Genomic DNA, 26,402 nt, shown 5'->3' with positions numbered 1-26,402 from the left:
ACAATGTCTTGCATTCAAGAGGGGGCAAACGATGAAGGATGGGACGACCGTTCAGCTGCTGGTGAACGAGGAACGTGGGCACGGCGATAAACTCGTGAAACTGCTGAAGCAGGCAGAGCGCCTGGAATGCTTGGTGGCCTTTGCGAAGGCATCGGCGCTGAACGGGCTGCTGAAGTCGCTGCGCAAGGCGCTTGAGCTCGGACTGGAAGCCCGATTTGCAATCGGCCTCGATTTCTATCTGACCGAGCCCGTCGTGCTCCGAAAGCTGCTGGAGCTGACCAAAGAACACGCGCTCAAGCTGTACCTCAGTGATTCCAGCGAGACATTCCATCCGAAGATCTACGCCTTTCAGCACAGCACGGGCTGCTCGGTGATCGTTGGTTCGGCCAACTTTACGCATGGAGGCCTCTACGGCAACTACGAGGCATCAGCCTTGGTCGGGGGCACGAGCGGCACGCTGATGGCCTCGGTGACTCAGCATTTCGACGCTCTGATCGATGACGAAATCATCGTCCCGGCTACCAGGGACCGCATTGACGCCTATGAACGGGAGTACGTCATCCACGACATCTTCCGAAAGGTGGCCAAGAAGCGTGCGCAGAAGGCAAGCAGCGCGATTGGCCCGAACTTCACGACGTTGGCCGGCATTCTGGAGTTGATGAAAAGCGATGATTCAGAACATGGCTTCGCGGAACAGAAGACCCTACGAAAGGGCAACCTTCGCCAGGCAAGGCGGATGTTGGAGGAATGGGCCGCCGCGCGTGGGAATGCGAGTCATGGGTTCCTGGCTCGATTTGAAGCGCTGATCAGCCTGCTGCATTCCGGTGGGTTGCATCGCGGCAAGAACCGCATTGCGGAGCATCCAGGTCAGTTCGTAGCAGCGGTGAGAGACATCGTGGGCCAAGGCACTCTCCCACCTGGAGATGCCTTTGCAGTTCTTCATGCGCACTTTGAGCACATCCCGCGAGCAGGCATCAACCTATTGACCGAGGTGCTGCACGCACTCGACAGCAAGCGATTCGCGGTGATGAACCAGAACGCGGTGTCGGGGCTGGCCTTGGCCGGGATCAGGGCATATCCCCTCCATCCGAACAAGCAAAACGTCGGTCCCAACGACTACGCAAGGTATTGCCAGCATGCCGACGAAGTGCGACAGGCGCTTGGCCTGGCCGACTTCACAGAACTAGATGCACTGTTCAACTATGCGTATTGGGGCGAATCCGCGGAAGATCTGGCGGGAGATTGACGGGACGGACTTGCGGAAGAGAGGCTGTCCCAACTATCCCCTGGGGATAGCGCAGACGGTCAAGGGCGGCGGAGGTTGGATCGAATCTGTGCCAAGTAGGCGCGCGCCACCTCGGGATCGGCGGGACGGGACTCGGCAGTAGGTGGGGCGTGTGCCGGTGCAGGTGTTCGAGCGACTAGTGGCGCTGCGCCGTTGTCACCTGCCCAAGCCTTGAACTCGCCGCGGATCGCCTTCTGGATGATGCCGAACAGGTAGCCTGCCGGGTTGCGCACCGCGCTGTTGCGACAGCGCGCATCCCATTCGTCCAGCACCGCCTGCCGCAGCGACTCGTCCACCTGCTGCAAGGCCACCATCGCGCCGCTTTGCTGTTCGTCCTTCAAGCGCAGCAGGCGCTCGGGCAGGCGCAGGTGCTGCAACGCCTTCGCGCGCGGTACTGTACGTACTTCAGCATGATTTTCTTTACGTACTGTACGGCCCTCCTTCGGATTCCGAAGTGAGCCGTCTGGCGCGGGGTTCGGCCTTGCTTCGGAATCCGAAGACGGGCCGTCGAGATTCCGAAGTAGGCCGTCCTGGCCTTCTTCGGATTCGTGATCCACAGGCTCTTGTGGATAACTCGCATCGACCCATTCGTTGCGGGCCATGCGTTGTGCCAGCACCTGCAGGCGCGTGGGCAGCGTGCGGCCATTGAGCATCGAGTCTTCGGCGATCTCGCGCAGGGTGTTCGCACCGACGATCTGCACCGCCTTCGCGGCATGGGTCAGCGCCTGGCTGACCAAGCCCAGGTAGTCGGGGTCGAGCTGCATCGCCTCGAAGGGTGTCAGCGGTTCGTCGTGCAGCACGTAGAGATTGCCCAGGATGCGCCCGGTCTTCGGGTCGCGGCGCCGTCGCACCAGGCTCAGCCAGCGCGTCAGCCGCAGCAACGTCAAGGCGCGCGCCACGGTCTCGTGCGAGGCCTGTGCCGCGCAGGGCATTGAGGCAAGGAAGGGCCGGAGCTGGTCGTAGGTCGGCAAAGCCGTCACGCCGTCGCTCTGGAGCTGCAGGCGGAACACCTGCCAAGCGTTGCGCTCCAGCGGCGTCAGGCGACGGTCGAGGAACAGCGCGCGCGGCACGCTCTCGTGCCGGTTGCCGCTGTACAGGAAAACGTCGCTGACCGGCGCGGCCTGCGCCGCAGGGGCAGTGCCGCGCGGGGCTGGCGATGCCGATAGTGTCGGGGGCACCAGTTCGCGCAGCGCGTCGTCGAACAGTTCCGACAACGCCACGGGGCCATCGCGCCGGGGTGCGCCGCAGGTCGCCATGGCCTACACCAGCCCCTGATCAATCCAGTTGCGTATCGCCGACCAGATCACCGACATCGGCAGGGTCAGGGTCTCGGCCAGGTCCATGGTCAGCGCCAGCATCGCCACCTCGTCGTCCAGCGCGACTCCGCGCTCCGTGACGCCGGCCTTCCAGTGCTTCCACAACGCCGTGTCCTGCGCCTCGTCCAGCACTGGATGCCGCCCCTTGCGTTTGGGCAGGCCGAGGATGTCGCGGCGCAGTGCCACCTCCTGGTGCGTCAGGCCGTAGAAGCGGCTGACCATCTCGGTGCTGGCGCCCAGGCGCAGCATGCGGTCAACCGTGGCGATCTCGCGTTCCACGTCGTGCACCTGGCTCAGCAATCGCTTGAGCACCTCGCGGTTGACCGACACCGAGCACCACGAGACCGTGGCATTGACCAGCATGCTCACGAGTTCGGGATGCTTCAGCGCATCGAGTTCCTCCTCGCCGAAGCCCATCTCCTTGCAGCGTCGCAGTTGCCCGTTGCGCAGGTCGTGCAGCGCCTGCGCGATCACGGCCTGGTTAAGCGGGTGCGGTGCGGACATGGCTGGTCTCCGCTCAGGCGCCAGGGGCATTGGCGCCCGCGCCGGCTTCCAGATCCAAAAGCCGACGCGCCAGGCGCAGCATGCGGAACAGTTTGACCAGCCCAGCGTCGCTCAGGCGCGGATAGGCACCGCCGCCATACAGCAAGGGCGCCAGGTCATCGGCCAGCCGGGCGTGATCGAGCCCGGCCACGGCATGGGCGGCGCTCAGCGCTTGCAACAGCGTCAGCACCGCCCTCGCGAACGGCGGCATCGCGCGCGCACCCGGCGGGGTCACGCAGACGAATCCAACGCCGCCGTCGCTGGGCTCGACCTTCTCGGCCACGCCGGCTTCCTCGGCAATCTCACGCGCGAACTGCGCGATGTGCACGCGCAGCCGATCCGGCACGTCCAGGCCGGGCTCGATGTACCAGACGTCTGAGATGGGGTAGAGCCCACCGGCCTGCACAGGGATCGCGCGCAGCGCGTCAGCCTCGAAGTCGGGCAGCTGGTCTCCCATCTGGTCGGCGACCATGCGCTGGATGGATTGCAAACGCTCGGTGGTCGGCGCTGGCGACACGATGTGGCCCTGCAGGCGTTCATCGCGCCGGTCGTCGCCACTCTGTTCGCTCTCGGCGCCAACCATTGATGCAGCAGCGCTTGCGCCCGTCGTAGCGGGCGAACCGAACTCCGACGACTGCATTGATGGGCTAACCAGTGACGATGGCGGCGACGGCCGCTGCGGCTCGGGCGCAGGTGCGGCCGACGCCGATAGTGCTGGCCTTGCCGCTGGTGGGGTTGGATCGCTGGTCAGCGCACGCTGCCGGCTCTCCGTGTCGTCGATCTCCAGGGTCAGCGTGTCGTAGTCCGCTTCCAGCAGCTCGGCCATCTGGCCTACCAGCTCGTCCTGCACCCGCTGCGGCGAGAAATTGTCGGGGTGCGCATCAAACTGCGCAAGCACGTCCTGGAACAGCGTGGCGAAGTCCACCGACAGGCTGCTGCCCAGCACACGCCGCTCCCAGGTTCGCTCGCAGGCCTTGCGCAGCACTGCGAGCCGTTCAACCTGGTGGCGGCCGAGCCCGCCGTACAACAGGTTCGGGATCGCCGGCAGCAGGTAGTGCACCGCATCCTGCATGCGGCTGATGTGCGACTGTGGCAGCGGGAAGCCATCGGCAGTGAGCCGGCGTGCCAGCTCGCTCTGCGACAGTGGCTGGCCGCTGTCCCGCCCCATTTCATGTTCATAGAACTCGCGCGCCTTCTCCACGCCCAAGGCCCGCTCGATGAAGCTCAAGCCCCCGCGCAACTCGTTCTCGGCCAGGTGGCCGGTCAGCATCACCACCTCGCCGCGCTGGGGCCAAGGGCGGAACAGGCAGGGGATGCGGAAGAATCGCTCGTCCTTCGTCTCGCTCCACAGCTCGCGCAGAATGGCCAGGCGCGTGTTGCCGCCGTTGCGGATGATGAAGTGCGGCTCGCCGGGCCGGCGCGTGATCGCGGGCGGCGCGTCCAGCCCGCGCTCGCGGATGGACGCCTTGATGTCCTCGTAGGCCGGGTTGCGCGTCACGCGCGGGTCGTGGTCATACGGTCGCAATTGGTCCAGCGTCACGACCATCGGCGTGTCGGCGATAGGGTCGGTCAAGGCAGTGGCCGAGGGGACGCTGCGCTCGAAGCCCGAAGTGAGCAGCTTGGCCGCCATGTCCTGCGGTGTCATGTCAGCCATGGCCACGCTCCCGCAACGTTGCTTCAGACGCCTGCGCCTGCGCCTGACGGTCAGCGCGGCGAAGCTCCGCCCGGACATTGCGCTCTGCACGGTGGTCGCTTGCCGTCGAACTGGTGTAGATCGACGCGCAGCCCTGCTTGGTAAACAACAAATGCCCGCCGCGGGTGCGCACCACCGTCCAGCCCTCGCCCAGGGCGAACTCGATCAGCGCTCGCAGCCGCTTGTGGCCGCGCGCCAGGTCATGCGCTCTGGCCATGGCCGGCCCCTCCCGCGTGCTCTCGGCCGGTGACGAGCGCGAAGCGTTCCTGCCAGGCCGGGAACAGCTCGCCGGCCAGCGCGCGCATGGTCTCCAGTGCTGTAGGTGCCAATCGGCCCGCGGGCTGTCGATACTCGACCCGATGCACCGGCAGGCCGCGCGTCGCCGCGCGGGGATAGGCCTCGATCGCCGGTACGTCGGTATCGAGCACGCGCACGCCGGGCTGGCCCTGAAACACTTGCCGCAACGCCTGCTGGATCAGCCGGGCATTCGAGGACACCGGATGCACGCGGTTGATGAGCAGATTCAGCGGCGGCGGCTCGATGCCGAGGTGACGGTACGGTGCTATGTCCTCGATGAGCTGCAGGGTGCCTCGGCGCAGTTCGCGGGCCGCGAGGATTTCTGGCGTCACGGGTGACAGTGCCAGGTCCGAAGCCAACACCGCCATCTCCAGCAACACACTGCGCGCGCCCTGGGTGTCAATCAGCAGTAGGTCGTAGCGCGGCGCGAGCGTCGGCAGCAGATGGCGCAGCCGCAATCTGCCATCGGGCGCATGCAGCAGCAGCGTGTTGAGTTCGCCGCGGTCGTCGTTTGAGAGCACAAGGTCCAGCCCGGCGATGGCAGTGCGCGACACCAGTTGCTCGGCGCGCTGCTCGTTGTAGGCAAGCATCTCGTAGATCCCGGCCGGCGCGCGCTCTGTCAGCGTGAAGTAGCTAGACAGCGTGGGCTGCACGTCCAGGTCCAGCAGCAGTACGCGCAGCCCGGCGTCGGCGGCGAAGCCGCCCAGGTTGGCCGCCGTCGTGGTCTTGCCCACGCCACCCTTGGTCGAAATGATGGATACGACCTGCATGGGCTTCTCCCGTTTAATTCGCATGTGCCGGACGAGGCGTCACGCGCGCTCGCTGAGGCGATCAGCAATCCATTGCTCGATCTCCACCGAGTCCCAACCCACAGCACGCACGCCCAGGCGCAGTGCCTTGGGGAACTTGCCTTCCTTCATGAGGCTGTAGATGTGGGCGCGCTTGAAGCCGGTCTTGGCCTCGACTTCGGCGCGGCGCATGATGCGGTGCTCTGCCGGCGGGACCGGCGCGATGGTCTGCGAAGACATTAGAGACACTCCTTGACGCTCATTGGCGTTGTTCGGAAAGTGCCTCGATTCAACCGATCTCGGCCGTGCCGGTCACTGCAATCGCAGAAAGCGAATCTGCCATTGCACCCTTGCATGGAGGTACGCCAAGCCTACGCAGACAGGTGACGCCTGGCGGCCGAGAGCTTGGACCACAAAGTCCGTTCGCTTATGCCAGGCTTCTCGCCGTAGTGCGCTACCAGGGCGTTGATCACCGCATCCAGTGTTTCAAACGACGAATACGGCACGCCACCCGGCGACCTTCCCAGCAACAACGTCAACAGCCCGCCCACGATGTTCAGATAGGTCGATTCGCTTCGTGAGCCCGGCGCTCCCGATTGCTTCTCACGCTCCAGCCGGGCTTGATGCTCTTGGCTGAGCAACTGGAACTGCGAGTAGAGCGCGTCCCACGCTTGTACCCGGTCAGCGAGTTGCAGCTTCAAGGCCTCGCGGTCCGTGATGAGAACCTGAACAGACTCCAAGCTCACACCGGGATGCAAGTGCCGCTCGAACGCGTCGAAAAGGAAGGCGGGACGTTCCTCAGGATAGAAGCGCATCATCCACGCCTTCAGATCGACGTGCCGAATCGTCAGATCAGGGGCGTCGAGCAAAGCCGGATCGTTGCTCGTGATGCCGTCCCTTCCATATGGAAGTCGAAGTGCACCAATGCGTCGTGAAGGCGTCCCGCACAGAGGCTCAATCGTGGCCATTGATCCAAAACCCGATGAGCGGTGCGCCATTGCCGGTTCCCAACTAACTCCAGGATGCGGGTTTCGATGCGAGCTACATTTGCCCAGCGGATCGCGGCGTCGATGGGGGTGTAGAACACCTTAGCGTGGCGCTCGATGGATGTTGTTTTTCGCATGCGGACTCCCTGTAGTTCAAGGCACTCAGGACATCTGTGTTCCTATGTTGGTGAGATGTAGCTTTCGAACCTTGCTGCTAGGCGCGGGCCGGTGACGGCCTGGTTGACGAGGCCGCAGGCGATCCAGTGCTCGGCTCGCAGGCACTTCGGTCATTGGTGCGCGAACGTCAACACCGAGTGTTTGAATGAAGCTATGCTTCAAAATGTTTCTTGCTTATCTGGCAATCAGGCTCGAATAGAGCTTTTTCCTCTGCTGGCACGCATCCCGAAAGACCTAATGAGTACGTCGCGCGTGAATCAGCGAGGGTTCTGCACGGCAAGACGGCTGACGTCTCGGGTTAGACCTGACGTTCAGGACATCACCCAGGGCAAACTGTGCAAAGGTGATAACGGCGCCAAACTGCATGGCAGAGCAACGGTCTGAGGCCAGACGTAAAAAGACTACTGCATCACAACGCATCGACAGTCAGCGGCCTCGTTTTGCAGGTTCCACCATCTCATGGCAGCCATTTCGGGCGGTGGTCATCGACCGACCACCCACAGCGTTCCTGCCGTCGACTTATCACGCAAGCGTCATGACGCGGCCAACGAATCCAGCCAATGCGCCCGAGAGTTCCCCGTCCCTGCGCAGAAGGTAGGTTTTCAACAGGCGCGACTCACCAGCCAAGGGACGCGCGACAACTTCCCGCTGTTTGCACTGCACCAGTTGTGATTCGGTCGATAGTCCCAGACCATAGCCAGCCGCTACCAGTGTGAGCATCAAGTCGTGAGTCGAAACACGTTCAGCTACTTTCGGCTCTGCGGCCTCTTCTCGCAGCAATTGATCGAACTGACGGCTGCAACCTTCGCAGGCATCCGGGTCGCACAGTACCAGCGGATAGCGCAGCACCTCCGACAGTGGCAGTTCCGGGTAGGCTAGAAGTGGGTGACGCGGCGGCACGGCTACGACGATCGGATCTGACCACGCCAACGTGGCGGTCAAGCCACCCCCAGGCTTTTCGACCTTACCAAAGCCTGCGTCGTATAGGCCATCGCGCAGGCCCTTGAGCTGCTGCGCCAGAGATACCTCGGACAGCCGGATATCGACCTCAGGCACGTCTTCCCGGCAGCGGGCCAACAGTGAACTCAAGCGTGGCTGATTGATGCCATCGGACAGTGCGACGCACAGAAGCCCGCTGAAGCCATCCGCTGCAGCACGCACGCGGGTTCGGACCTGTTCAACCGCCAACATAACCCGCCGGGCCTCCTCCAGAAGGACTTGGCCCGGTCCGCTCAGGCGGGTGCCATGGCTGTTCCGCTCAAACAGTCGCGTCCCGAGTTCGGCTTCCAATTGCCTGATGGTCCGAGAAAGCGGCGACTGCTCCACATGCAAGCGCTCCGCCGCGCGGCCGAAATGCAATTCTTCGGCCACGATCAAAAAGCTTTTCAGGTGACGCAGTTCAATAGCCAGAAGATGAATCCTTCAAGTAGTGCCTAGCTGATGTCGATCGTGACCGGTGGAACCACGTAGCAGCTCCACCCAGGCCTTGAAGCGGATGCTGCCGTCCCTCTCGGACCTCAGGGCCACATCAAAATGGATGCTCACCGGGCATAGTCAATGTGTCATCGCTCGCCGCTGCGCGAAGGCACCGGGTGGAGCGTCATGCGGCCGAGGTGCTCCACCTGGCCTGCGCCGTAGGCGCCGTCTTCCAGTTCGTGTCCCTTGGCATTCAGCATGGCTGCGCCGTACATCGCCGCCAGCAGCGCGATATGCAATACGGTGAACGCGACGAAACGCAGCGGGAACCCGCGCTGCTGGTCTGCAGATGCAAGGTAACGAGGTGGCGGAAGATCGCGCGCGCTTGGGCGCGTAGAGGTATTGGGAAGATTCAAGGACGACTCCTGGTCAGCCGCCCGCGATGCGGGCACCATGGGGTTGCAGCGCCGCGCATGCACTGCGCAGGCTGAGCGGTTCAGGCAGGACTCGTCAAAGGTGGTGCTCGTGGCTGCGACGGGCGCCAGGGAGGATCGGTTGGCGCGTCGGTTCGCACAAAGCAAGCGACGCCTGCCGTGGCAGAGCACCGGGCCGTGGGGTCGAAGGAAGCTGATGCCGGCAGCGCAATGCCACCATGCAGTCTGCAATACGGGTAATCGGTGGCCATGGACGCGTAGGGGACTTTCTCTGAAGAAGGTGCTTCTTCGCTGCCGCGGAGTTGGACGCGCTTTGCTCCCCAGTTGCAACACACCTCTACCCATGTGCCGCCGGTTAGGCCCAGAACCGAGCTGATTCGTGGCGCCAGGATGCTCCACAGCAACGCGAAAACGACCAGCCAAACCCATGGGTTTGGTTGGACACGATCACGCGCGAGAAGCAAGCGCTTGTGCATTGCTCTGGATAGCTATGGCTGTGGCTGCGGTGCAGGACTCACTTCAGTGACAAGACCCACGCGGCGAGCTTCTTGGCATCTGCTTCGTTGACCTGGGAGTTTGGCGGCATGGGAACTGGCCCCCATGCGCCGCTGCTGCCTTTCATGATCTTGGTGAGCAGCAAAGACGGGGCATCCTTATTGCCCGCGTACTTGCGTGCTACGTCCTTGAACGCTGGGCCGACGACCTTTTTGTCCACTCCATGACATGCCATGCAGGTCTTGGCGGTCGCAAGTCCCTGGTCTGCCGAAGCTGGGAAGGCGATCAGTGCCGCCAGGGCGACTGCTGCTGAAATGAAGGAGCGCTGGGAGTTTTTCATTGTGGTTTCCTGGTGGGTTGACGGGGGTCTGTGAAATAGCAAGTGAAAGAACTTACGCGGGTGCCGCTTCCCGCTGGGTGCCGCGTACCAGCAGCAGATCCAGTACGAACATGACCAGCAGCGACGCGCCCACCAACGGGAAGGCCACGCCACCGACCACGAGCAGGCCCAGCACGGTGCGCAGCACACGCCGGTCGGCAGGCAGGGGCGGCGCGCCGAGCGCACCCGCAGGCCGGCGCTTCCACCACATCACCACGGCGCTGACGCACAGCAGCATGACGGCCAGGCAAGCCATGACCAGCAGCGCTTGGTTGGGCACGCCGAACTCCTGGCCCATGTGCACGTTGATGCCCCATTCCAGCCAGCGGCCCAGCGGGCCGTAGTCGGCATAGCCCATGTCGAGCAACACGGCGCCGCTGTACTGATCGAGGTGCACCACGCGTTGGCGCGCCAGATCGTTGGGGTACACCGACGCGGTGTAGACGCCGGTCGGGCCGACTGGCAGGCTCAGGGTGTAGCCTGGTGCCAGGTTCAGGCCTCCGACGATGATCAGCATGGCGTCCAGGCCTTGCGCGCCTTGTGTGGCGCTGGCTGATGCCTGAGCGGCGTTGCCGTGCGCCTCTTGTCCCTCGTGCCCTGCATGTCCGTCAGCTGTCGAGGCCGGCAGCCGGGCCTGCGCCAGCGACCAGGTGGTGGGGCCAGAATCCTGCAAACGTTGCTGGGACATGGGCAGTTGCACGCGCACGCCAGCCGGGTAGCCGAAGTTTTGGCCGTTGGCCCATTGGTTCACCTGCTGGCCCCACAGCACCGACCATGGCATGCCGGTGATGGCGAGGAAGGCCAGCATGGCGCCGACGAAGATGCCGGTGACCGCATGCAGGTCGCGCCAGAACAGGCGCTGGCGGGGCTGCCCGCGCACGGACACCGCGCCGCCGCGCTGGCCGCGCGGCCACCACAGGTAGACGCCGGTCAGCACCAGCAGGATGGACCAGCCGGCCGCGATCTCGATGGCCCCGCGTGCGATCGGCCCGAAATACTTCAGGCTGTGCAGCTTGCGAATGGTCCACGCCACGCTGCCGCCTTCAGGCAGCGTACCCAGCACTTGAGCGTGGTACGGATCGACGAAGACCGTCAACCGTTCGCCAACGGCACTGGTGATGCCCACCTCGGCCGAGTTCGTGGGGAATGGCGCTGGCGTGAGCTTGCGCACCGTGCCGGGGTGCGCCGCCAGCGCCGCAGCCACCAGTTCGCTGTGCGGGCGCGCAGCCGCGCCGGTGGCCGACACCATCTTGAGGTCGCGGTGGAACCAACCGTCGATCTCAGCCTTGAACACGTATAGCCCGCCGGTGATGGCCAGCCAGGCCAGGAAGGGCAACACCAGCAAACCGGCATAGAAATGCCAGCGCCAGACCGCCCGGTACAGGTCGCCCGCGCCGGAGCGGGCGGGCAAACGGGATTGGGTCAAGGTCGACGCAGTCATCAGAAGCGCGCGTTCACGCTGGCATAGGCGCCACGGCCGTCGCCAGGCGAATAGCCCGAGGAGCCGCTGTCGTACCAGGCATACACGTACTTGCGGTTGGTGATGTTCTTCACCTGCAGGCTCACGTCCATGGTGGGAGAGACTTGGTAGGTCGCCCCCAGGTTCAGCAAGGCGTACTTGCCGGCCTTGGCCTGCACGTTGGTGCGTTCGAGGTAGTAGTCGCCCTGCGCGTTGGCCCAGGCCGACAGCTTGAGCAACTCCGTGGTCTGCCAGTCCACGCCGGCCGACACAAGGTAGCGCGGCACGTTCTCGATCCATTGGCCGCGCGTGGCGGGAGCGCTCGGATCCGGCTCGGTGATCTTGGCCTGCTGTAGCGAATAGGCCACCCAGGCCGCAGTACGCGACGTAGGCTTGGCGTTGAGCTGCAGATCGACGCCCTTGCGCAGCGTGCGTCCCACGTTGCCCAGGCCGCCGGGATCGGGCAGGCCGTTGACGCCGAGCACTCGGGCGACCTCGCCCGAGGCGCGTTGCTCCCAGTACGCAACACGTCCGTCCAGCCATGGCAGCGGGCTGAACTTGACGCCCGACTCCCAACCGTCGTTGATCGAGGGCGCGAGATTGCGCGTCTGTGTGCGGTAGCCGTCGATGCCGGTGCCGATCTGGAAGGTGCGGCCCCAGTTGAAGTACACGCTGGCCTGAGGCGACAGCGTGTAGGCCACGCTGATCTTGGGTTGCTTGATCAGCCCGTAATCGTGCACGTCATAGCGCGATCCGGTCAGGCGATCAACGAAATTGCCACCCACCTTGTCCACGCGCAGCGCGGGCACGATCTTGAGGGCGTCCACCGGCCGAATCACGGCCTGCACGTAGGCGCCCTGGGTGTCCAGGTCGAAGTCCCAGTCGCGGAACTGCGAGGTGCGCACGCGCTGCTGGGTGCGGTAGCGCTGGCCGATGTTGTCCTGCCATTGCGCATCGACACCGCCTTCCAGCGTGAAATCGTGCGCCCAACTTACCTTCGGACGCCAGGTCAGCGTGGTGATGGCGCCGTGCTGCTTCTCATCGTTGTAGCGCTCCTGCTGCACGCCTGCGGCCGAGAAGCGCACCCAGCGCTGGTTCTCGTACTGGTTGGTGTATAGCTTGGCGGACCACGACAGATCCTGCGTCAGGTTGGCATCCAGGTGCGTGCTGAGTTGCAAGGTCTCGCGTTCGCCGCGGTCGTCCTGCGCGTAGGCTGGGGAGCTACGCGGCGCGGCCAAGGCCTGTTCGCGCGTGAGGTAGCCGGACTCCAGCGCCTGGTTGCGGTAGTAGCGTGCGCTCAGTCCTGCTCGCCAGCGCGCGTCGTCGCTGGTGTAGAACCATTTTCCCGACAGCGCGAACTTCTTCGCATAGGCATGGTCGCGGTACCCATCGGAGTCGCGCCAGGCCAGGACGTAGTTCTGGCTCCAGTTGCCGCTCTCAATGCCCTTGGCGATCTGCGCCTCCTTGGTGCCAAAGCTGCCCAAGGTCAGGCTGGCCCGACCTTCGTTCCCACCGGTGCGCGTGAGCACGTTGGCGTTACCCGCGATGTTGTGCAGCCCGTAGCGCGGGTCGTTCGTGCCACGCACGATCTCGATGGCCTCGATGTCCAGCGGAAACACCGCATCCAGAAAGGGCATGCCGCCCGCGTTGTCGTTGCTGGGAATGCCGTCGATCAGCAGCTTGACGGCGTTGATGCGGCCCTCGCCGTTGAAACCGCGAAACGAAAAGCGCCCGGCGTCCGTGCCCTGCTTGAACTGGGTCACCTGCACGCCCGGAGCGCGCGTCAGCAGCTCCCAGCTGTAGTCCACGTGCTGGTCCTGCAGCAGGCTGGCGCCCAGAATGTCCACCGAGCTGAACACGCTCCGGGCCGACAGCGGCCCTGCCGCCTTGCCGCTGATAGTGACGGTGCCCAGGGTGAGTGTGGAGTCGCTGGACGGGTCAGCAGCGGTGATCGCCTGGGCTGGCGCGGTCTGGGACTGAGCCAGGGTGACCATCGCTAACAGCAACGCGGCAGCCAGCGGCAAACGCGCAGCGCGAAGCGTGGCCTTGTAGATCAATCTCATCGTGCGCCATCTCAGTGTTTGTGAGCGCCGTGCGCGTCGTGGACAGCGGGCTGGGCACTGTTGGCGTTGAGTGCCCGTACGGGCGCCTTCACTTCGATCGACTCGCGCTTGCCGTCCACGCCTTCGACCACCAGGGTGAGCGGCACGGTGTCTCCGGCCTTCACCTGTTGCTTCAGGTCCATCAACATCACGTGATAGCCGCCGGGCTTGAGTTCCACGGTCTTGCCGGCCGGCAACTCGACGGACGGGACCTGACGCATCTTCATCACGTTGTCCTGCATAGCCATCTCATGGACTTCGACGACAGCAGTGATGGGCGAGCTTGCCGAGAGCAGCTTGCTGTTTTTGGCGGCCTGGATCTGCATGAAGGCGCCCGTGGCCTTCTGCTGCGGCACCGTAGCGCGTACCCAGGCGTCTTTTACGGTGACTTGAGCCTGGGCGGTGGCTGCGAGCATCGAACCAACGACGATGGCGGAGCGGATGACTAGTTGCATGGTGTTCTCCTTGCGGGGGGTTGAGGATCAGGTGGGATTGAGGAGCTTGCGGATGTCGTCCGCGTACTGCTGCGCGGATTGCTCGTGGCGCAGGGCCAGGCGCAGCTTGCCTTGCGGGTCGTAGACGTAGCTGAGTGACGTGTGGTCCATGGTGTAGGACGCGCCGGTAGGCACCTTGTTGTAGAAGACTTTGAAGTCCTTGGCGGTCTCGGCCGTGCGCTTCATATCCCCATACAGGCCGATGAAGCTGGGATCAAATGCTGCGGTATAGGCTTTGAGCAACTCGGGCGTATCGCGTTCAGGGTCGACCGTGATGAACAACGTCTGGAAACGCTCGCCATCGGCACCCAGCAGCCTCTTGACCTCGGACGCCCGGGCCAGCGCCGTTGGGCAGACGTCGGGGCACTGGGTGAATCCGAAGAAAACCAGCACGGCCTTGCCCTTGAAATCTGCCAGCGTGCGCTCCTTGCCATCTGGATCGGAGAGCCGGATGTTGGTGGCATAGGTGGCGCCGGTCAGGTCGATTCCGTTGTAGGTCTCAGTTGCTTTGCGCCCGCATGCAGACAGCGCAATGGCGCCGAATGCAGTGGCGATCAGCAGGGTTCGCCGGGTGAGTGTTTGATTCATGCAAGAGCTCCTGTGGATCAAAGCGTGCGCCGGGGGTGAAGAGAGTTGGCTCATGGCGACGTTTCTAGGCTGTGTTGACAGGGATGGGATCAGCGAGGCGGCGCCCCACTGTTCGCACGCGAAGTCTTTTCGGCTTCCAGGCGCTTGATCAGGGGATCCACACCGGCGTCGTACATGGCCTTGACCATCCACTCGACCAGCCAGCCGGTCTTCTCGGGCGTACCGCCCTGTATGGGGGGCGCGGGGTCGTACTCCATGTCCAGCATCACGCCCTGCGTGTAGCGCTGGCCCCAGTTGTCGTTGAGCAGCGCCAGGGACATGTCCATACCGGCGGTGACGCCCGCCGAGGTCCAATACTTGCCGTCGCGCGTGTAGCGCTCGTTGGCGGGGATGGCCTTGTACTTCTTGAGGAACTCTTCCTCGCGGTACCAGTTGGTGGAAGCGCGCTTGCCCTCCAGCAGGCCGGTGGCGCCCAGAATCCAGACGCCGGTGCAGATGGCGCCGGTGTAGGTCGTTCCTTTGTCGATGGCCCGAATCCAGTCGAGCACCCGCTCGTCGTAGCTCGCTTCGATGGTGCCGGTGAAGCCGCCCGGAATGATCAGGATGTCGAGCTGCTGCACGGAATCGATCACCGTGTCGGGTATCACCTGCACACCCATGACGGTCTTGATCGGGCCGGGCTTGATGCCGATCAATCGTGTGGTGGCTCCCGCCTGGCCCAGGACATAGCGTGCCCCCATGAAGTCCAGGTCGTTGACGCCGTCGTAGACCAAGATGCCGATCTGCTTGATGGGATGCTTGGGCTTGCCCAGGATCGCATCCATGACCATGGAATGGTTCTCTGGCGTGATGTCCTTGGGCAACTGCGCCTTCAGCGTCGCGTCCTCGGACGACAGCCTTTCGAGGGCAGGAGGTGCGGGGCGCGGCGCAGGCTTTTCCACGCAGCCGCACAGCGCCAAGGCACCGGCTGCCATGGCGAGGGACCAAGCACGCTTCGGAATGAAGCCGCTGCGGGCGTTGGCAACGTATCGAGCCCACAGGCTCGCGAAATGCTGCATCAGTTGGTCGCGTTTCATCATTGGTTTCAACGTCCAGAAGAGGTCTTGGACCGCCTGGCTGCGGCCAGCGCTGCGCGGGCCTGAAGGTCGAAGTCCTTGAACATGTCTGCGGTCATGGAAACGACCGCAGGGGGAGCAGTGCGCGGCGTCCCCGCGTTGAACGGCGGCTCGGGCGCGTACTCGGCCAGCAACTGCATGGACTGCGCATAAGTCGAATCCCGCAACATGCCGACGATGGCCAGGCCCAGATCCAGGCCCGCGCTCACGCCTGCACCCGTGATGCGGTTGCGGTCGTGCACCACGCGCGCCTCCACAGGAATGGCCCCTGCGTCGGTCAACAGCGAATGCGTGGCCCAATGTGTAGTGGCCTTGTAGCCCTGCAAAAGACCTGCGGCCCCAAGGACGAGCGAGCCGGTGCACACGCTGGCTACCAATTTGGCGCGACGGCCCCGGTCGGCAAGGAAGGCCAGGATCTGCGCGTCCTGCATGGTTGCCAGCGTGCCGGCGCCACCGCCAGGAACGAAGAGGATGTCCAGGTCACGCGGGCACCTGGCCAACGTGATCGTGGGCAAGATCGCGAGCTGGGTATCGCTCACCACTGGTGCCATGGTCTTGGCGACGTGGTGCACCTTCGCTCCCATCAAACCCGCAAACATGTGCTGCGGCCCTACGAAGTCCAGGGCCGTCATGCCGGGATAGAGCAACATGCCGATCTGCTCCTTGCCGGTCCACGACACGGGCATGGCGCTCATGTCGTGCGCCGAGCTAGCCTGCGCCGATGGGTCCTGACCCGCATGGGCCAGCCACGGCGAGGTGGTCAGCGCCGCCGCCGCAGCGTGCAGGAAACTGCGTCGTTCAATGCTCATGGCCGCGACTCAGTAGTCCACGCGCAGCGTGAGCTTGGCCGTGCGCGGATTGCCCAGCTTGATCCAGTCCTGCACGAACTGGTGGCTGCCGGTGAAGTATTTCTTGTTGAAGACGTTGTCCAGGTTGAACTGCAGCGAGGCCTTGCTCGAACCCAGGCCGAAGCGGTAGGCCAACATGGCGTCCACGCGCGCGTAGCCAGGCATCTGGAAGGTGTTGCCGGAATCGCCCTGGCGCTGGCCCTGGGCGAATACGCCGCCCCCCACCGTCCACTGGCTGTCGAGCGCGTAGCGCGCCCACAGACTGGCGCTGTGCCGCGCCACGTTGGCGAGTTCCTTGCCCTTGTAGGTGGGATCCTCGGGGACTTCGGTATCGGTGTAGGCGTAGGAGCCGATCAGCGACAGCTGCTTGGTGATCTGGCCCGACACGTCCCATTCCAGGCCGCGCGACACGGCTTTGCCGACGGTGACGACGTTGGTGAAGGTGGGCGACAACGGATCCGGCACCGACGCGCCGCGGTTGCGCTTGGTGAGCTGGAACAGCGCGACGGTCGAGCTGAGCTTGCCGTCGAACAGCTCGATCTTGTGGCCCACCTCGATCTGCCGTGCGCGCTCGGCCTCCAGCGCGGCGCCGGTCACGGTGTCGCGGCCATTGTTGGCACTGACCGCATCCTGGTACTGGACGTAGACAGACTGGTTGGGCGCGAACTGCCATGCCGCACCCAGCCGGGGCGTGGTGAACGACTTGTCGTTGGGCACGGTGCCCGGTACGCCGAACACCGCGCTCGTGCGGTCGTGGCGCAACGCACCGGTGAGGAAGATGCCGTTGCCCAGCGCGATCTGGTCCTGCACGTAGAAGCTGGTCCAGCGGCTGTAGTCGTCGTAGTCCTGCGGCATGGACATCATCGGGTCCAGCCCCGGCGTGCTGCCCAGCGACGGGTTGTAGATGTCCACCGACGACAGCTGCTGCATGTAGGTCGTGCCGGTCTTCTTGGTACGGTAGGTGTCGAAGCCGGCGAGCACGGTGTGGGCAACGCCGCCCGCCTGGAACTTGCCCGTCAGGTCCACATTGAACTGATCGACCTGGTAGCGGCCATCGGGCCGCACGCCGAAGTAGTAGCGGCACAGCGGATTGCCGGTGCCCGGGCAGGTCTGGTCGGGCGTCATGCCCATGCCGTAGTCGCCGCGGTAGGTGTAGATGTCCATCTCGGACGTGTCGCTGCGCAGACTCAGCACCCGGCCCTTGACCTGCCAGGTGTCGTCGATCTGGTGCGAGGCATCGAGCTTGAGGCTCGTGGTCTTGGCGCTCGACAGGTAGGGCGAGTCGTTGTACTGGCGCGACCAGGGTAGGTCGGCCGGCCGGTTGCCGACGGCCGGAATGCCCATGTCCGTGCGGTAGCGGTTGTCGGAGTAGTCCAGCGTGGCCGTAACGTTGGTGCGCGCATCGGGCACCCAGGCCAGGCTGCCGGTGAAGTTGCCCAGCCGGTCTTTGACGTAGTCGCGGATCGAGTCAGACGTGTAATACGAAGCGGCTACGCGGCCGCGCAGCGTCTTGTCGGCATTGAGACTGCCCGAAGCCTCGATGGCCGTGCGCGACAGACCGCGCTGGCCGATGGTCTGCTCCAAGCTCAGCTCGGACACGCTGGAGATGGGTTTGGTGACCACGTTGACCAGGCCGCCTGGTTCGGAGCGGCCGTACAGCACGCTGGCCGGCCCCTTGACGACCTCAACCGACTGGACGTTGGCCATGTTGATGGGCACGCCCATGACCTTGGAGCCATCCAGGTAGTAGCTGGAGATGCCCGACATCGGCCCCATCGCCGTCATCGACGTACTGGGAAAGCCCCGCAGGATGAGCAGAGGCTGCATGGAGCCGTTGAACCCGAAGTCGTACTGCACACCGGAGACGTTGCGCACGGCATCGGTCAGCGTGAGAGCGTTCTGGTCCTCGATCACTGCGCGGGGGACGATCTGGACGCTCTGGGAGGTCTGCAGGGCGGGGGTGTCGGTGCGGGTGGCGGTGCTGGTTGTGTGGGCACGATAGTCGTCGGGCGTCCCGGTGACGGTCACCGTCGGCAGTTCTTGCACGCTCTTCCCAGACTGCCCTGCCGTCGAGCGCTCCTGCGCCTGTGCCAGCACCAATGGCGAATGCATCAGGCCTGTCGAGATCAGTGCGGCGGCCAGAGGAGCGAGGATTGGTTTGGTCATGAGGGTCCCTGGGTATTTGTTGTGGGACGAGCGATGGGTTTGCGGCGTGGGCCGGGCTACGCGTTTAAGGTCGCCAGTGGCTAACACGTAAGCCGTCGTTGGCTGTGACGTCAAGCACCCCATGCGCCGACGCGGCTCGGGGCCGATCCGGTGGCAAGAAACAACTGGGGCTACGTGTCAGCCGACGCAATGCTCCAAGCCACTTAGGCTTTAGTGCAGATGCGTCAGGGCAATCGCTGCGCGGGGCCAGTCGGCCGCATGGCAGCGAGGGTCGGCAGCACGGATACGGGCAGAACCGGCGGGCGCACCCAGCCAGACCGTGTCAGGGGCCGACGATCAGGAGAGAGACGGAGGGCCGCGCGGCGGCAGCGGCGCGCCGAGCAGCGCCGCGATGTGAGCCGACGCGAAGGGATGCCGCGCATTGACGTGGACCTGCGGCAGCACCAGTTGGTGTGGAAACAGAGGTGTCGGCAATGAGGCCGGTAGGCACAGGGAGCAATCCAGCGTATGGCTGGTTCCCTGCTGGCCTTCGCTGGTGCCATCGACGACCACAAGCTTCACGCTGCCGCTTGCGGAGCACACGAGTTCCATGGCCTTGGGATGAACCACGGGAGATGCCACGGCGACGCCCAACGTCAATACAAACCACGCCAGAACCAGGCGGGCAAGTATTGTGGAGGTTCGCAGAGCGTGCATGACTGTCATTATCGTTGAACAGTTTCCAAGTTCCCGGTAGCGCGCTTGACGGATGTCAATCTTGTGCGATTGACGATCTGACTTTCGTGGCTCATAGGGCGCGCTCCCAACCGCTGCGGCAAGCTTCTGCACACGCTTTCTGGCGAGGAATCGATGATGAGCGCAACGTCTTTCAGCGTGATGGGCAGCCTTCGCTGGCGTGCGCTTCGCACGTCATCCTCTGCTTGGAGGCTCAGCAGTCGGAGCAGGCGGTCTAAGCGCTCGGCAACCGAACCTTCACGCAGGCGCATCGCTTCAGCCGACCGTTGCTGCCCCTGTAGGAATGCGGCAGCCAGGATCAGCACTCGATGCGTTTCACTGTCCACCGATATTTGCGAGAGTTCGCAGGTCATCACTGCTGTTGCCGTTAACGCGTAGGGCTGCGCCAGTATGGTTTCAGCACCGAGCACGTCGCCAGGCAAGGCCAGGCGTACCAGCCCCGCTTGCGCGGGCTGCTTGGCTTCCAGTCGGATCAGGCCACCAACCACCTGCCACACGCCACCGGTTTCGCCAGTGCGGAACAGGGTCGCCCCCGGCACCAGCGCGCTTGTTGCAGAGGCGCGCGGTTCGTCTTGCAGGTTTTCATGCGGCGTCACGTCGCTCTCCGGGGGTGGGCGCGCGCGTGCGCTTGAGTGCCGCGTCGTCCATCAGCTCGTACCACATGGCATTGAGTACCGCAAAGGCGGCGGCGAGCGGCAGTCCAAGAGTCCAGGCGAAGTACCACATATCGAGGTTCCTTGTCTTCGGGGTGAGGGGAGATAGGTTCAGTAGGCGTGGTCGCCCTGCGTGATGTCGCGCGGGCGCACCTTTCCCCACATCACGCGGTACACCCAGGCGGTGTAGGCCAGGATGAGCGGAATGAACACGATGCTGCACACCAGCATGATGAACAGCGTCAGGTGGCTGGACGACGCATCCCACACCGTGAGTGCCGAGCGCAAGTGGGTCGACGAGGGTACGATGAAAGGGAACATCGATGCTCCTACGCTGAGCACGATGCCAGCGACGGACAGACCGCTGAAGACCATGGTGATGCCTTCCCAGCGGGCGCGCAGACCCACCAGTGCCAACAATGCGCCGGCAAAACCGAGCGTTGGCGCCAACACGGTCCACGGATGGTTCTGGTAGTTGGTGAACCAGGCACCTGCCACGCCCGATTGCACGGTCTTGAGCAGCGGATTGGAGGGGCCGTTGGGAACGTGGGGGCTGGTCAGCTGGTAGCCGCTGATCAGGCTCCACAGCAGTACACCGGCCAGGGCGTAGAGCGCGATGGTGGCAATGCCCGCGATGGTGGCGCATCGGCGCGCGCGTTGGGCGACCACACCCTCGATCTTGAGGGCCAGCCAGGCACCGCCGTGCATCACCATCATGGCGACGGACACCAGGCCACACAACACGGCGAATGGGTTGAGCAGGTCGAAGAAGCCGCCTTCGTAGATCATGCGCATGTCGTCGGTGAATCTGAACGGCACGCCCTGCAACACGTTGCCTATGGCAACGCCGAAGATCAGCGCCGGCACGACGCTGCCCACGAAGAGCGCCCAATCCCAGGCGCTGCGCCAGGCGGGGCTCTCCTGCTTGCTGCGGTACTTGAAGCCGACTGGCCGCAGGATCAGTGCGAACAGAGCAGCGAACATGGCGAGGTAGAAGCCCGAGAAGCTCATGGCGTAGATGTGCGGCCAGGCAGCGAAAATGGCGCCGCCGCCCAGCACCAGCCAGACTTGGTTGCCTTCCCACACGGGGCCGATGGTGTTGATGACGACCCGGCGTTCGATGTCGTCGCGGGCGACAAAGGGCAGCAAAGTGCCCACGCCAAGGTCGAAGCCGTCAGTGACGGCGAAGCCAACCAGCAGCACGCCGAGCAGCAGCCACCAGATGACGCGCAGCACGTCATAGTCCAGAAGGGTATGAAGGATCATGGATTTCTCCGCAGGGGGGTGTTTATTGGTCAGGCGGCAGTGGGCACTTTGCCGATCAGGGGAACGTCGGCGGGCGCCGTTGATAAGGGGTCTGGCTGCGGCCCCTTGCGGATCGCCTTGAGCATCAGCTTCATCTCCACGACGAGCAGCACCGTGTAGATGACAACGAAGCTCAACAAGGTGAACAGCACCGTGCCAGCGCCCAGTTCGGACACGGCCAGGGCGGTGGGCAGCACGCCCTCCACGGCCCAGGGTTGTCGGCCCAGTTCGGCCACGATCCAGCCGGCCTCGGCGGCGATCCAGGGCAATGGGATGGACCACAAGGCGACCTTGAGCAGCCAGGGGTGTGCGTCCAACCGGCGGCGCGCGGACAGCCAAAAGAAAGTGGCAGTGAGGACGATGAAGAACATGCCCAGGCCGACCATCACGCGGAACGACCAGTACAGCGGCGCCACCTGCGGCACCGTGTCCCACGCAGCCTTGGTGATCTGCTCCTCGGTGGCGGTGCGCGGATCGTCCACATAGGATTTGAGGAGCATGGCGTACCCCAGCCGATGCCCATGCTTTTCGAACATCAGGCGGAAGTGGGGCGCAACCGTGCCTTCGGAGCCCGCAGCCCGGATCTGCTGCAGCGCGTCGTAGGCCTGGATGCCGTCCCGGATGTGCCCGTGGGCTTGCTGAACCAGATCCTCGATCCCAGGAATCTCAGCTGTCAGTGAGCGTGTACCGATCAGGCCCATGACCCAGGGGATGTGCACCGCATAGTGCGTCTTGCGCGCCTCCTGGTCGGGGAAGCCGAAGACGGTGAAGGCTGCGGGCGCGGGCTCTGTCTTCCACATGGCCTCGATCGCGGCCATCTTCATCTTCTGGTGTTCGTTGGCGGCGTAGCCGCTTTCATCGCCCAGCACCACGACAGACAGCGAGGCCGCCAGGCCGAACGACGCGGCCACGGTCATCGAGCGCTTCGCCAGGTCGACATGCCGCCCCTTGAGCAGGAACCACGCCGAGACCCCCAGCACGAAGATGGCCGCAATGGTGTAGCCGGCGGAGACTGTGTGCACGAACTTGGCCTGAGCTACCGGGTTGAACAGCACCTCGTAGAAGCTCTCCACCTCCATGCGCATGGTCTGTGGGTTGAGCCTGGCACCCACGGGGTTCTGCATCCAGCCATTCGCAATCAGGATCCACAGTGCCGAGAAGTTAGTGCCCAGCGCGACGAGCCAGGTGACCACGCAATGCGCCACCTTGGACATGCGCTCCCAGCCGAAGAAGAACATGCCAACGAACGTAGCCTCCATGAAGAAGGCCATCAGGCCTTCGATCGCCAATGGCGCGCCGAAGATGTCACCCACGTAGTGGCTGAAGTAGCTCCAGTTCATGCCGAACTGGAACTCCATCACCAAGCCGGTGGAAACGCCCAGCGCGAAGTTGATACCGAACAACCCGCCCCAGAACTTGGTCATCTGCCGCCAGATGGGACGCCCGGTCATGACATAGACGGTCTCCATGATGGCCAGCAGGATGGACAGGCCGATGGTCAAAGGCACGAACAAGAAGTGGTAGAGCGCCGTCGCGGCGAACTGCAGTCGGGATAGCCCGACGATGTCGAGGTCCATGGTGGAGATCCTTTCTTGAGATGGAAGATGTTTGGGCGTCAGTGCTGGCGCAACGCTGTGAGCGCCGCGTCGAATCGGGGCGTGCCGCGCATGTGCTGAGCGACGATGTGTCCGCCGGACATCACCACAAGGCGGTCGGCCAGGGCCGCCTCACGGCGCAGGTGGGTGGCGATCAGTACGGTGCGGCCGCTGGCATGCCGGGCCAGGCGTAACAGCACGTCGGCTGCCGTGGGGCCGTCCAGCCCTTCGGTGGGCTCGTCCAGCAGCCAGAAGTCGGCCGGGTGCAGCAGCAGCCGGGCCAGCGCCAGGCGGCGCGACTGCCCGCCCGACAGGCCCAGCCCGCCTTCGCCCAGCGGCGAGTCCAGGCCTCGCGGAAGTTGGTGCAGGTCTGCGGCCAGGCCGCTGTCCTGCAGTACCGTCCACAACTGCTCGTCTGTGGCCTGCGGGTCGGCCAGACGGAGGTTGTCGCGCAGGCTGTCCTGAAACAACTCAGTGCGCTGCGTGAACCAGGTGCCAGCGCGTGCATGGACCTGCCCTGATCGAATCCGCAACTCGCCAGCGGCCACTGCCAGCAAGGTGGATTTGCCGGCTCCGCTGGAGCCGATGACTGCGACACGCTCACCAACCGCCACATGCAAGCTCATCCTGTGCAGCGTGATCCTGTCCTCGCCTTCGTGCCCTGCGCAAACACTGTCCAGCCGCAGGGCAACGCCTTCGGCAGGCGACGTGGGTTGTGAAGCAGGGTGGACTTGAGCGTGCAGCCGAGGCGCCAAGCGGCGTGCGGCCAGCCAACTGCGTCCGGCCTCCAGTGCGCCGCGCCGCAATGCAGCGAATGGCTCCAGCGCGGACAGCACCAGCAGCACGGCCAAGGTTGCCATGGGTATTCCAATAGCACCGCGCTCGGCGAGCGCTCCGACGGCAAACAGCACCGCAGCCACTGTCAGGTGTCCCCCCACCGCGTAGAGCCACCCAGCGCGGGTTTCCAATCGGTGCAGGGCATCGTCGATGCCTGCCAGCCTTTGATCTGTGCGGGCCAAGGTTTGGCATTGCGACTGCAGCCGACCAGCCATCGCCAGATCTGTCTGGCCAGCCACCAGATCGATGGTCTGCGCGCGCAGGCGCTCCAGACCGAGCGCCCTGCGCAGCGCCAGCGGCCGAGCGCGGCGCGTCACGGCGAGCGCGATGCCCCAGCCGCACAACATCAACCAGGCAAAGATTGCCGCGCCCAGGCGCCAGTCGAGCATGCCCAGTAGCCCGCCCACCAGCGACACAGCCATCAGTGCCGCACCGGCCGGCACGAGCACACGCAGGTAGATCGATTCGAGGGAGTCAATGTCGATGGTCAGCCGGAACAGCATGCGTGCCGGACGCCGCAGCAGTTGGTGTGCCGCACTTGCTTCAGCCCAGCCTCGGAACAGCCGCTCACGCAGGGCCGCGAGCACGCCCAGCGTGGCGTCGTGCGTGACAACGCGCTCTGCATAGCGGCCGGCGGTGCGTCCCAGTGCCAGGAGCCGGATGCTCGCGCTGGGTGTGAACACGTCGAAGGCCAGAGCCGCCGCAACCGACAAGCCGGCCAGTGCGGTTGCCGTGATGAACCAACCGGAAACTCCTAGCAGCGCCATGCCCGACGCCACCGTGAGCGCGGACAGCAACGCGCCCGACAGCATCCGCCGGCCGCCGGTCTGCACGAACAGCCGCAGTACGGCAACGAGGTCGCGGCGGTGCTTCATGCGGCGCTCCGGACCGGGTGCCCGTTGAAGGCGTCATCCACGCGAATGATGCGACCTAAACATCCGGCCAGCGCCAGATCGTGCGTCGCCACGATCAGCGTGCGGCCCCGCGCGAGGTGCAGCAAGGCGTCGATAACTTCGGCAGCCGTGTCGCGATCCAGATGCGCGGTGGGTTCGTCCACCAGCAGCAGGTCAGCCGTTGGGTCTGCCGCGGCGCGCGCGAGCGCCAGGCGCACCAACTCGCCACCGGACAGGCCCGCGCCGCCTTCACTCAGACGCCCGTCGGACAAGGCGTTGCGAACTCGTCCCAGCGCAGCGAAGTGGATGGCCGCAGTCACGGCCGCCTCCGAAACGCCCGGCCGATGCATCGAGATGTTTCCGCGCACGTTGCCGGCGAAGACATGAGGCTTCTGCCCGATCCAGGCCACGCGGCTGCGCAAGGCTGCGGCGGTCGCTGCGTTCAGGAGCACGCTCCCGATGCGCACCTCGCCATTCAGGGCAGGTACGAGGCCCGCGATGATCGACAGCAGGGTCGTCTTGCCGATGCCGCTGCTGCCAACCAGCGCCACGTGCTCGCCCGCGCCGACGTGCAGGCCCGTGCCGTCGAACACGGTAGCCTCGCTCGCGTAGCCAAAACGCAGTGCGCGAATGTCGACGGCGGGCGCGCAGCGCGCCCGCGCCGGTGGAGCGTCACTGGCCTGTTCGTCCAGTGCACCCGGCAGGGCCAATCCCACCTTGCGCAGCGAATCGAGTGCTTCATGCGCTGCTTCTCCTGCCGCCTTGTCGTGCCAGGCTGCGGACAAATCCCGCAGGGGCTCGAAGAAGGCCGGTGCCAGCAACAGGATGAACAGACCCTGTCCCAGGCTCAGTGTCTTCCCCCAACTTCCGCTCCCGATCTGACCGAGGAGGTGAAAGCCCACGTACACCGCGACGAGCGCGACCGCCAGGGCCGAGAACAGCTCCAACGATGCCGAGGAAAGGAAGGCGATGCGCAGCACGCGCATGGTGCGCATCCGCAGGGATTCGGCCGACGCCCGCAGGCGGTGTGCCGTGGCATCCACGGCTCCCAGCGCCCTCAGGGTGGACAAGCCGCGCAGACGATCCAGCAGAAATCCGTTCATGCCCCCCAGCGCCTGCAGCTGCTCTTCGCTGGCCGCCTTGGCGCGCCAACCGATGAGGGCCATGAACAGCGGGATCAACGGCGCCGCTGCGATCAGGATCAGTGCGCACACCCACGAAAGGCTGCCCACGACCACGGCGATCACCGGAGGGACGACGATCACCCGCCAGCGCGCGGGTTGGTAGCGCAACAGCCAGGGCAGCAGCGCTTCGGCCTGCTCAGTCAGCACGCTGGCTGCCTGGCCAGAAGATGGCCGCGTGGAATCCAGTGGCGACCGGCCCGCCAGTGCGGCAACTGCTTGCACCCGAAGGCCGCTCAGATAGCGCCTGGCCCCATGGAACAGCTGCCGCGTGCCCCAGGCTTCGGCCGTTGCGCGAGCGATGCCGAACAGAAGGTAGCCCACCGCGGGCCAGATCACGCCAGTCAGTCCGCCACCATCGGTCAGGCTTTGCACAGCCCACGCAAGGAGCGCGGCCTGCGCAATCCACGCCAGCGACGCGCCACCCAGGACCCAGGTGCCAGCGCGTGTTCCTGGCAAGTGCACGGATAGTCGTTGAACGCGCCGGTACTCGGCCTCGGAGCGCACGGCACCGTCGGCCGAAGGCGAACCTGCGGCCTCTACAGAAGGCATGGGGAATCTCCAGACTTGCTATCGCGGGGCAGCGGCAGGCATGCGCGATGGCCCGCCAAGGGAGTGCCGT

At 64.7% G+C, this 26,402-nt stretch carries 27 protein-coding genes; 1 reads left to right on the top strand and 26 read right to left on the bottom strand.

Annotated features, from left to right (window positions below; all coding sequences use genetic code 11):
- Positions 1-31 precede the first annotated feature (31 nt).
- Positions 32-1,246: a phospholipase D-like domain-containing protein gene (locus AC27IQ_RS03975; protein ID WP_487088368.1), complete on the top strand. Its 1,215-nt coding sequence runs from the start codon at positions 32-34 to the stop codon at positions 1,244-1,246.
- A 59-nt stretch (positions 1,247-1,305) separates the two neighbouring features.
- Here AC27IQ_RS03975 and AC27IQ_RS03970 read toward each other — a convergent pair whose 3' ends face one another.
- The 26 genes from AC27IQ_RS03970 to cydD form a co-directional block, all read right to left on the bottom strand.
- Positions 1,306-2,541 carry an STY4528 family pathogenicity island replication protein gene (locus AC27IQ_RS03970; protein WP_487088366.1) on the bottom strand — a complete coding sequence of 412 codons (1,236 nt, stop codon included), beginning with the start codon at positions 2,539-2,541 and terminating at the stop codon, positions 1,306-1,308.
- 3 nt (positions 2,542-2,544) lie between these two features.
- Positions 2,545-3,105: a DUF2857 domain-containing protein gene (locus AC27IQ_RS03965; RefSeq protein WP_487088364.1), complete on the bottom strand. Its 561-nt coding sequence runs from the start codon at positions 3,103-3,105 to the stop codon at positions 2,545-2,547.
- A gap of 13 nt (positions 3,106-3,118) precedes the next feature.
- A complete protein-coding gene (locus tag AC27IQ_RS03960; RefSeq protein ID WP_487088362.1) occupies positions 3,119-4,798 on the bottom strand; it encodes a ParB family protein in 1,680 nt (559 codons plus the stop codon).
- Positions 4,791-5,054: a type II toxin-antitoxin system HicA family toxin gene (locus AC27IQ_RS03955; protein ID WP_487088360.1), complete on the bottom strand. Its 264-nt coding sequence runs from the start codon at positions 5,052-5,054 to the stop codon at positions 4,791-4,793. Before AC27IQ_RS03955 ends, AC27IQ_RS03960 begins: the two co-directional genes overlap by 8 nt.
- Positions 5,038-5,904 carry a ParA family protein gene (locus AC27IQ_RS03950; protein WP_487088358.1) on the bottom strand — a complete coding sequence of 289 codons (867 nt, stop codon included), beginning with the start codon at positions 5,902-5,904 and terminating at the stop codon, positions 5,038-5,040. The genes AC27IQ_RS03955 and AC27IQ_RS03950 overlap by 17 nt, the downstream gene beginning before the upstream one ends.
- Before the next feature lie 39 nt (positions 5,905-5,943).
- The gene (locus AC27IQ_RS03945) at positions 5,944-6,162 is read right to left on the bottom strand and encodes an AlpA family transcriptional regulator (RefSeq protein WP_487088356.1); all 219 of its coding nucleotides are present in this window, start codon (positions 6,160-6,162) and stop codon (positions 5,944-5,946) included.
- 131 nt (positions 6,163-6,293) lie between these two features.
- Complete coding sequence (locus AC27IQ_RS03940; protein WP_487088354.1) at positions 6,294-6,791, bottom strand: hypothetical protein; 498 nt, start codon at positions 6,789-6,791, stop codon at positions 6,294-6,296.
- Positions 6,770-7,045: a hypothetical protein gene (locus tag AC27IQ_RS03935; RefSeq protein WP_487088352.1), complete on the bottom strand. Its 276-nt coding sequence runs from the start codon at positions 7,043-7,045 to the stop codon at positions 6,770-6,772. The genes AC27IQ_RS03940 and AC27IQ_RS03935 overlap by 22 nt, the downstream gene beginning before the upstream one ends.
- Before the next feature lie 562 nt (positions 7,046-7,607).
- Positions 7,608-8,474, bottom strand: a complete 867-nt coding sequence (locus AC27IQ_RS03930) for a LysR family transcriptional regulator (protein WP_487088390.1) — start codon at positions 8,472-8,474, stop codon at positions 7,608-7,610.
- A 173-nt stretch (positions 8,475-8,647) separates the two neighbouring features.
- Complete coding sequence (locus AC27IQ_RS03925; RefSeq protein ID WP_487088350.1) at positions 8,648-8,956, bottom strand: hypothetical protein; 309 nt, start codon at positions 8,954-8,956, stop codon at positions 8,648-8,650.
- Between the two features lie 41 nt (positions 8,957-8,997).
- The gene (locus tag AC27IQ_RS03920; RefSeq protein ID WP_487088348.1) at positions 8,998-9,411 is read right to left on the bottom strand and encodes a DUF2946 domain-containing protein; all 414 of its coding nucleotides are present in this window, start codon (positions 9,409-9,411) and stop codon (positions 8,998-9,000) included.
- A 38-nt stretch (positions 9,412-9,449) separates the two neighbouring features.
- A complete protein-coding gene (locus tag AC27IQ_RS03915; RefSeq protein WP_487088346.1) occupies positions 9,450-9,770 on the bottom strand; it encodes a c-type cytochrome in 321 nt (106 codons plus the stop codon).
- A 52-nt stretch (positions 9,771-9,822) separates the two neighbouring features.
- Positions 9,823-11,250 (bottom strand): PepSY-associated TM helix domain-containing protein, encoded by a 1,428-nt coding sequence (locus AC27IQ_RS03910; protein ID WP_487088344.1) that lies wholly within the window; start codon positions 11,248-11,250, stop codon positions 9,823-9,825.
- Positions 11,250-13,331: a TonB-dependent receptor gene (locus tag AC27IQ_RS03905; protein ID WP_487088342.1), complete on the bottom strand. Its 2,082-nt coding sequence runs from the start codon at positions 13,329-13,331 to the stop codon at positions 11,250-11,252. The genes AC27IQ_RS03910 and AC27IQ_RS03905 overlap by 1 nt, the downstream gene beginning before the upstream one ends.
- A gap of 11 nt (positions 13,332-13,342) precedes the next feature.
- A complete protein-coding gene (locus tag AC27IQ_RS03900; protein ID WP_487088340.1) occupies positions 13,343-13,825 on the bottom strand; it encodes a copper chaperone PCu(A)C in 483 nt (160 codons plus the stop codon).
- A gap of 27 nt (positions 13,826-13,852) precedes the next feature.
- Complete coding sequence (locus AC27IQ_RS03895; RefSeq protein ID WP_487088338.1) at positions 13,853-14,452, bottom strand: SCO family protein; 600 nt, start codon at positions 14,450-14,452, stop codon at positions 13,853-13,855.
- A gap of 89 nt (positions 14,453-14,541) precedes the next feature.
- A complete protein-coding gene (locus tag AC27IQ_RS03890; protein ID WP_487088336.1) occupies positions 14,542-15,528 on the bottom strand; it encodes a DJ-1/PfpI family protein in 987 nt (328 codons plus the stop codon).
- Positions 15,529-15,536: 8 nt separating this feature from the next.
- Complete coding sequence (locus AC27IQ_RS03885; protein WP_487088334.1) at positions 15,537-16,376, bottom strand: DJ-1/PfpI family protein; 840 nt, start codon at positions 16,374-16,376, stop codon at positions 15,537-15,539.
- A gap of 9 nt (positions 16,377-16,385) precedes the next feature.
- A complete protein-coding gene (locus AC27IQ_RS03880; RefSeq protein ID WP_487088332.1) occupies positions 16,386-18,581 on the bottom strand; it encodes a TonB-dependent siderophore receptor in 2,196 nt (731 codons plus the stop codon).
- 336 nt (positions 18,582-18,917) lie between these two features.
- Positions 18,918-19,277, bottom strand: coding sequence for a DUF2946 domain-containing protein (locus AC27IQ_RS03875; protein WP_487088330.1), 360 nt, complete (start codon positions 19,275-19,277; stop codon positions 18,918-18,920).
- 8 nt (positions 19,278-19,285) lie between these two features.
- Positions 19,286-19,912 (bottom strand): cyclic nucleotide-binding domain-containing protein, encoded by a 627-nt coding sequence (locus tag AC27IQ_RS03870; RefSeq protein ID WP_487088328.1) that lies wholly within the window; start codon positions 19,910-19,912, stop codon positions 19,286-19,288.
- Positions 19,899-20,042: a cytochrome bd-I oxidase subunit CydX gene (gene cydX / locus AC27IQ_RS03865; protein WP_487088326.1), complete on the bottom strand. Its 144-nt coding sequence runs from the start codon at positions 20,040-20,042 to the stop codon at positions 19,899-19,901. The genes AC27IQ_RS03870 and cydX overlap by 14 nt, the downstream gene beginning before the upstream one ends.
- A 38-nt stretch (positions 20,043-20,080) precedes the next feature.
- Positions 20,081-21,235 (bottom strand): cytochrome d ubiquinol oxidase subunit II, encoded by a 1,155-nt coding sequence (gene cydB / locus AC27IQ_RS03860; protein ID WP_487088324.1) that lies wholly within the window; start codon positions 21,233-21,235, stop codon positions 20,081-20,083.
- 29 nt (positions 21,236-21,264) lie between these two features.
- On the bottom strand, positions 21,265-22,851 hold the full coding sequence (locus AC27IQ_RS03855; RefSeq protein WP_487088322.1) for a cytochrome ubiquinol oxidase subunit I: 1,587 nt from the start codon (positions 22,849-22,851) through the stop codon (positions 21,265-21,267).
- Positions 22,852-22,889: 38 nt separating this feature from the next.
- Positions 22,890-24,581, bottom strand: coding sequence for an amino acid ABC transporter ATP-binding/permease protein (locus AC27IQ_RS03850; protein WP_487088320.1), 1,692 nt, complete (start codon positions 24,579-24,581; stop codon positions 22,890-22,892).
- Complete coding sequence (cydD, locus tag AC27IQ_RS03845) at positions 24,578-26,245, bottom strand: thiol reductant ABC exporter subunit CydD (protein WP_487088388.1); 1,668 nt, start codon at positions 26,243-26,245, stop codon at positions 24,578-24,580. The genes AC27IQ_RS03850 and cydD overlap by 4 nt, the downstream gene beginning before the upstream one ends.
- Between the last annotated feature and the right edge of the window lie 157 nt (positions 26,246-26,402).

The organism is Acidovorax sp. KPB24-07 (genome assembly GCF_057543315.1).
The sequence above is the reverse complement of the archived record's forward strand: the minus strand, read 5'-3'. Positions and strand labels throughout refer to the sequence as shown.

What these genes read in the sequence shown, in the direction of transcription:
- AC27IQ_RS03975 (WP_487088368.1), top strand. Translation starts at nt 32, where the DNA reads ATGAAGGATGGGACGACCGTTCAGCTGCTGGTGAACGAGGAACGTGGG.
- AC27IQ_RS03970 (WP_487088366.1), bottom strand. Translation starts at nt 2,541, where the DNA reads ATGGCGACCTGCGGCGCACCCCGGCGCGATGGCCCCGTGGCGTTGTCG.
- AC27IQ_RS03965 (WP_487088364.1), bottom strand. Translation starts at nt 3,105, where the DNA reads ATGTCCGCACCGCACCCGCTTAACCAGGCCGTGATCGCGCAGGCGCTG.
- AC27IQ_RS03960 (WP_487088362.1), bottom strand. Translation starts at nt 4,798, where the DNA reads ATGGCTGACATGACACCGCAGGACATGGCGGCCAAGCTGCTCACTTCG.
- AC27IQ_RS03955 (WP_487088360.1), bottom strand. Translation starts at nt 5,054, where the DNA reads ATGGCCAGAGCGCATGACCTGGCGCGCGGCCACAAGCGGCTGCGAGCG.
- AC27IQ_RS03950 (WP_487088358.1), bottom strand. Translation starts at nt 5,904, where the DNA reads ATGCAGGTCGTATCCATCATTTCGACCAAGGGTGGCGTGGGCAAGACC.
- AC27IQ_RS03945 (WP_487088356.1), bottom strand. Translation starts at nt 6,162, where the DNA reads ATGTCTTCGCAGACCATCGCGCCGGTCCCGCCGGCAGAGCACCGCATC.
- AC27IQ_RS03935 (WP_487088352.1), bottom strand. Translation starts at nt 7,045, where the DNA reads ATGCGAAAAACAACATCCATCGAGCGCCACGCTAAGGTGTTCTACACC.
- AC27IQ_RS03925 (WP_487088350.1), bottom strand. Translation starts at nt 8,956, where the DNA reads ATGGTGCCCGCATCGCGGGCGGCTGACCAGGAGTCGTCCTTGAATCTT.
- AC27IQ_RS03920 (WP_487088348.1), bottom strand. Translation starts at nt 9,411, where the DNA reads ATGCACAAGCGCTTGCTTCTCGCGCGTGATCGTGTCCAACCAAACCCA.
- AC27IQ_RS03915 (WP_487088346.1), bottom strand. Translation starts at nt 9,770, where the DNA reads ATGAAAAACTCCCAGCGCTCCTTCATTTCAGCAGCAGTCGCCCTGGCG.
- AC27IQ_RS03910 (WP_487088344.1), bottom strand. Translation starts at nt 11,250, where the DNA reads ATGACTGCGTCGACCTTGACCCAATCCCGTTTGCCCGCCCGCTCCGGC.
- AC27IQ_RS03905 (WP_487088342.1), bottom strand. Translation starts at nt 13,331, where the DNA reads ATGAGATTGATCTACAAGGCCACGCTTCGCGCTGCGCGTTTGCCGCTG.
- AC27IQ_RS03900 (WP_487088340.1), bottom strand. Translation starts at nt 13,825, where the DNA reads ATGCAACTAGTCATCCGCTCCGCCATCGTCGTTGGTTCGATGCTCGCA.
- AC27IQ_RS03895 (WP_487088338.1), bottom strand. Translation starts at nt 14,452, where the DNA reads ATGAATCAAACACTCACCCGGCGAACCCTGCTGATCGCCACTGCATTC.
- AC27IQ_RS03890 (WP_487088336.1), bottom strand. Translation starts at nt 15,528, where the DNA reads ATGAAACGCGACCAACTGATGCAGCATTTCGCGAGCCTGTGGGCTCGA.
- AC27IQ_RS03885 (WP_487088334.1), bottom strand. Translation starts at nt 16,376, where the DNA reads ATGAGCATTGAACGACGCAGTTTCCTGCACGCTGCGGCGGCGGCGCTG.
- AC27IQ_RS03880 (WP_487088332.1), bottom strand. Translation starts at nt 18,581, where the DNA reads ATGACCAAACCAATCCTCGCTCCTCTGGCCGCCGCACTGATCTCGACA.
- AC27IQ_RS03875 (WP_487088330.1), bottom strand. Translation starts at nt 19,277, where the DNA reads ATGCACGCTCTGCGAACCTCCACAATACTTGCCCGCCTGGTTCTGGCG.
- cydX (WP_487088326.1), bottom strand. Translation starts at nt 20,042, where the DNA reads ATGTGGTACTTCGCCTGGACTCTTGGACTGCCGCTCGCCGCCGCCTTT.
- cydB (WP_487088324.1), bottom strand. Translation starts at nt 21,235, where the DNA reads ATGATCCTTCATACCCTTCTGGACTATGACGTGCTGCGCGTCATCTGG.
- AC27IQ_RS03855 (WP_487088322.1), bottom strand. Translation starts at nt 22,851, where the DNA reads ATGGACCTCGACATCGTCGGGCTATCCCGACTGCAGTTCGCCGCGACG.
- AC27IQ_RS03850 (WP_487088320.1), bottom strand. Translation starts at nt 24,581, where the DNA reads ATGAAGCACCGCCGCGACCTCGTTGCCGTACTGCGGCTGTTCGTGCAG.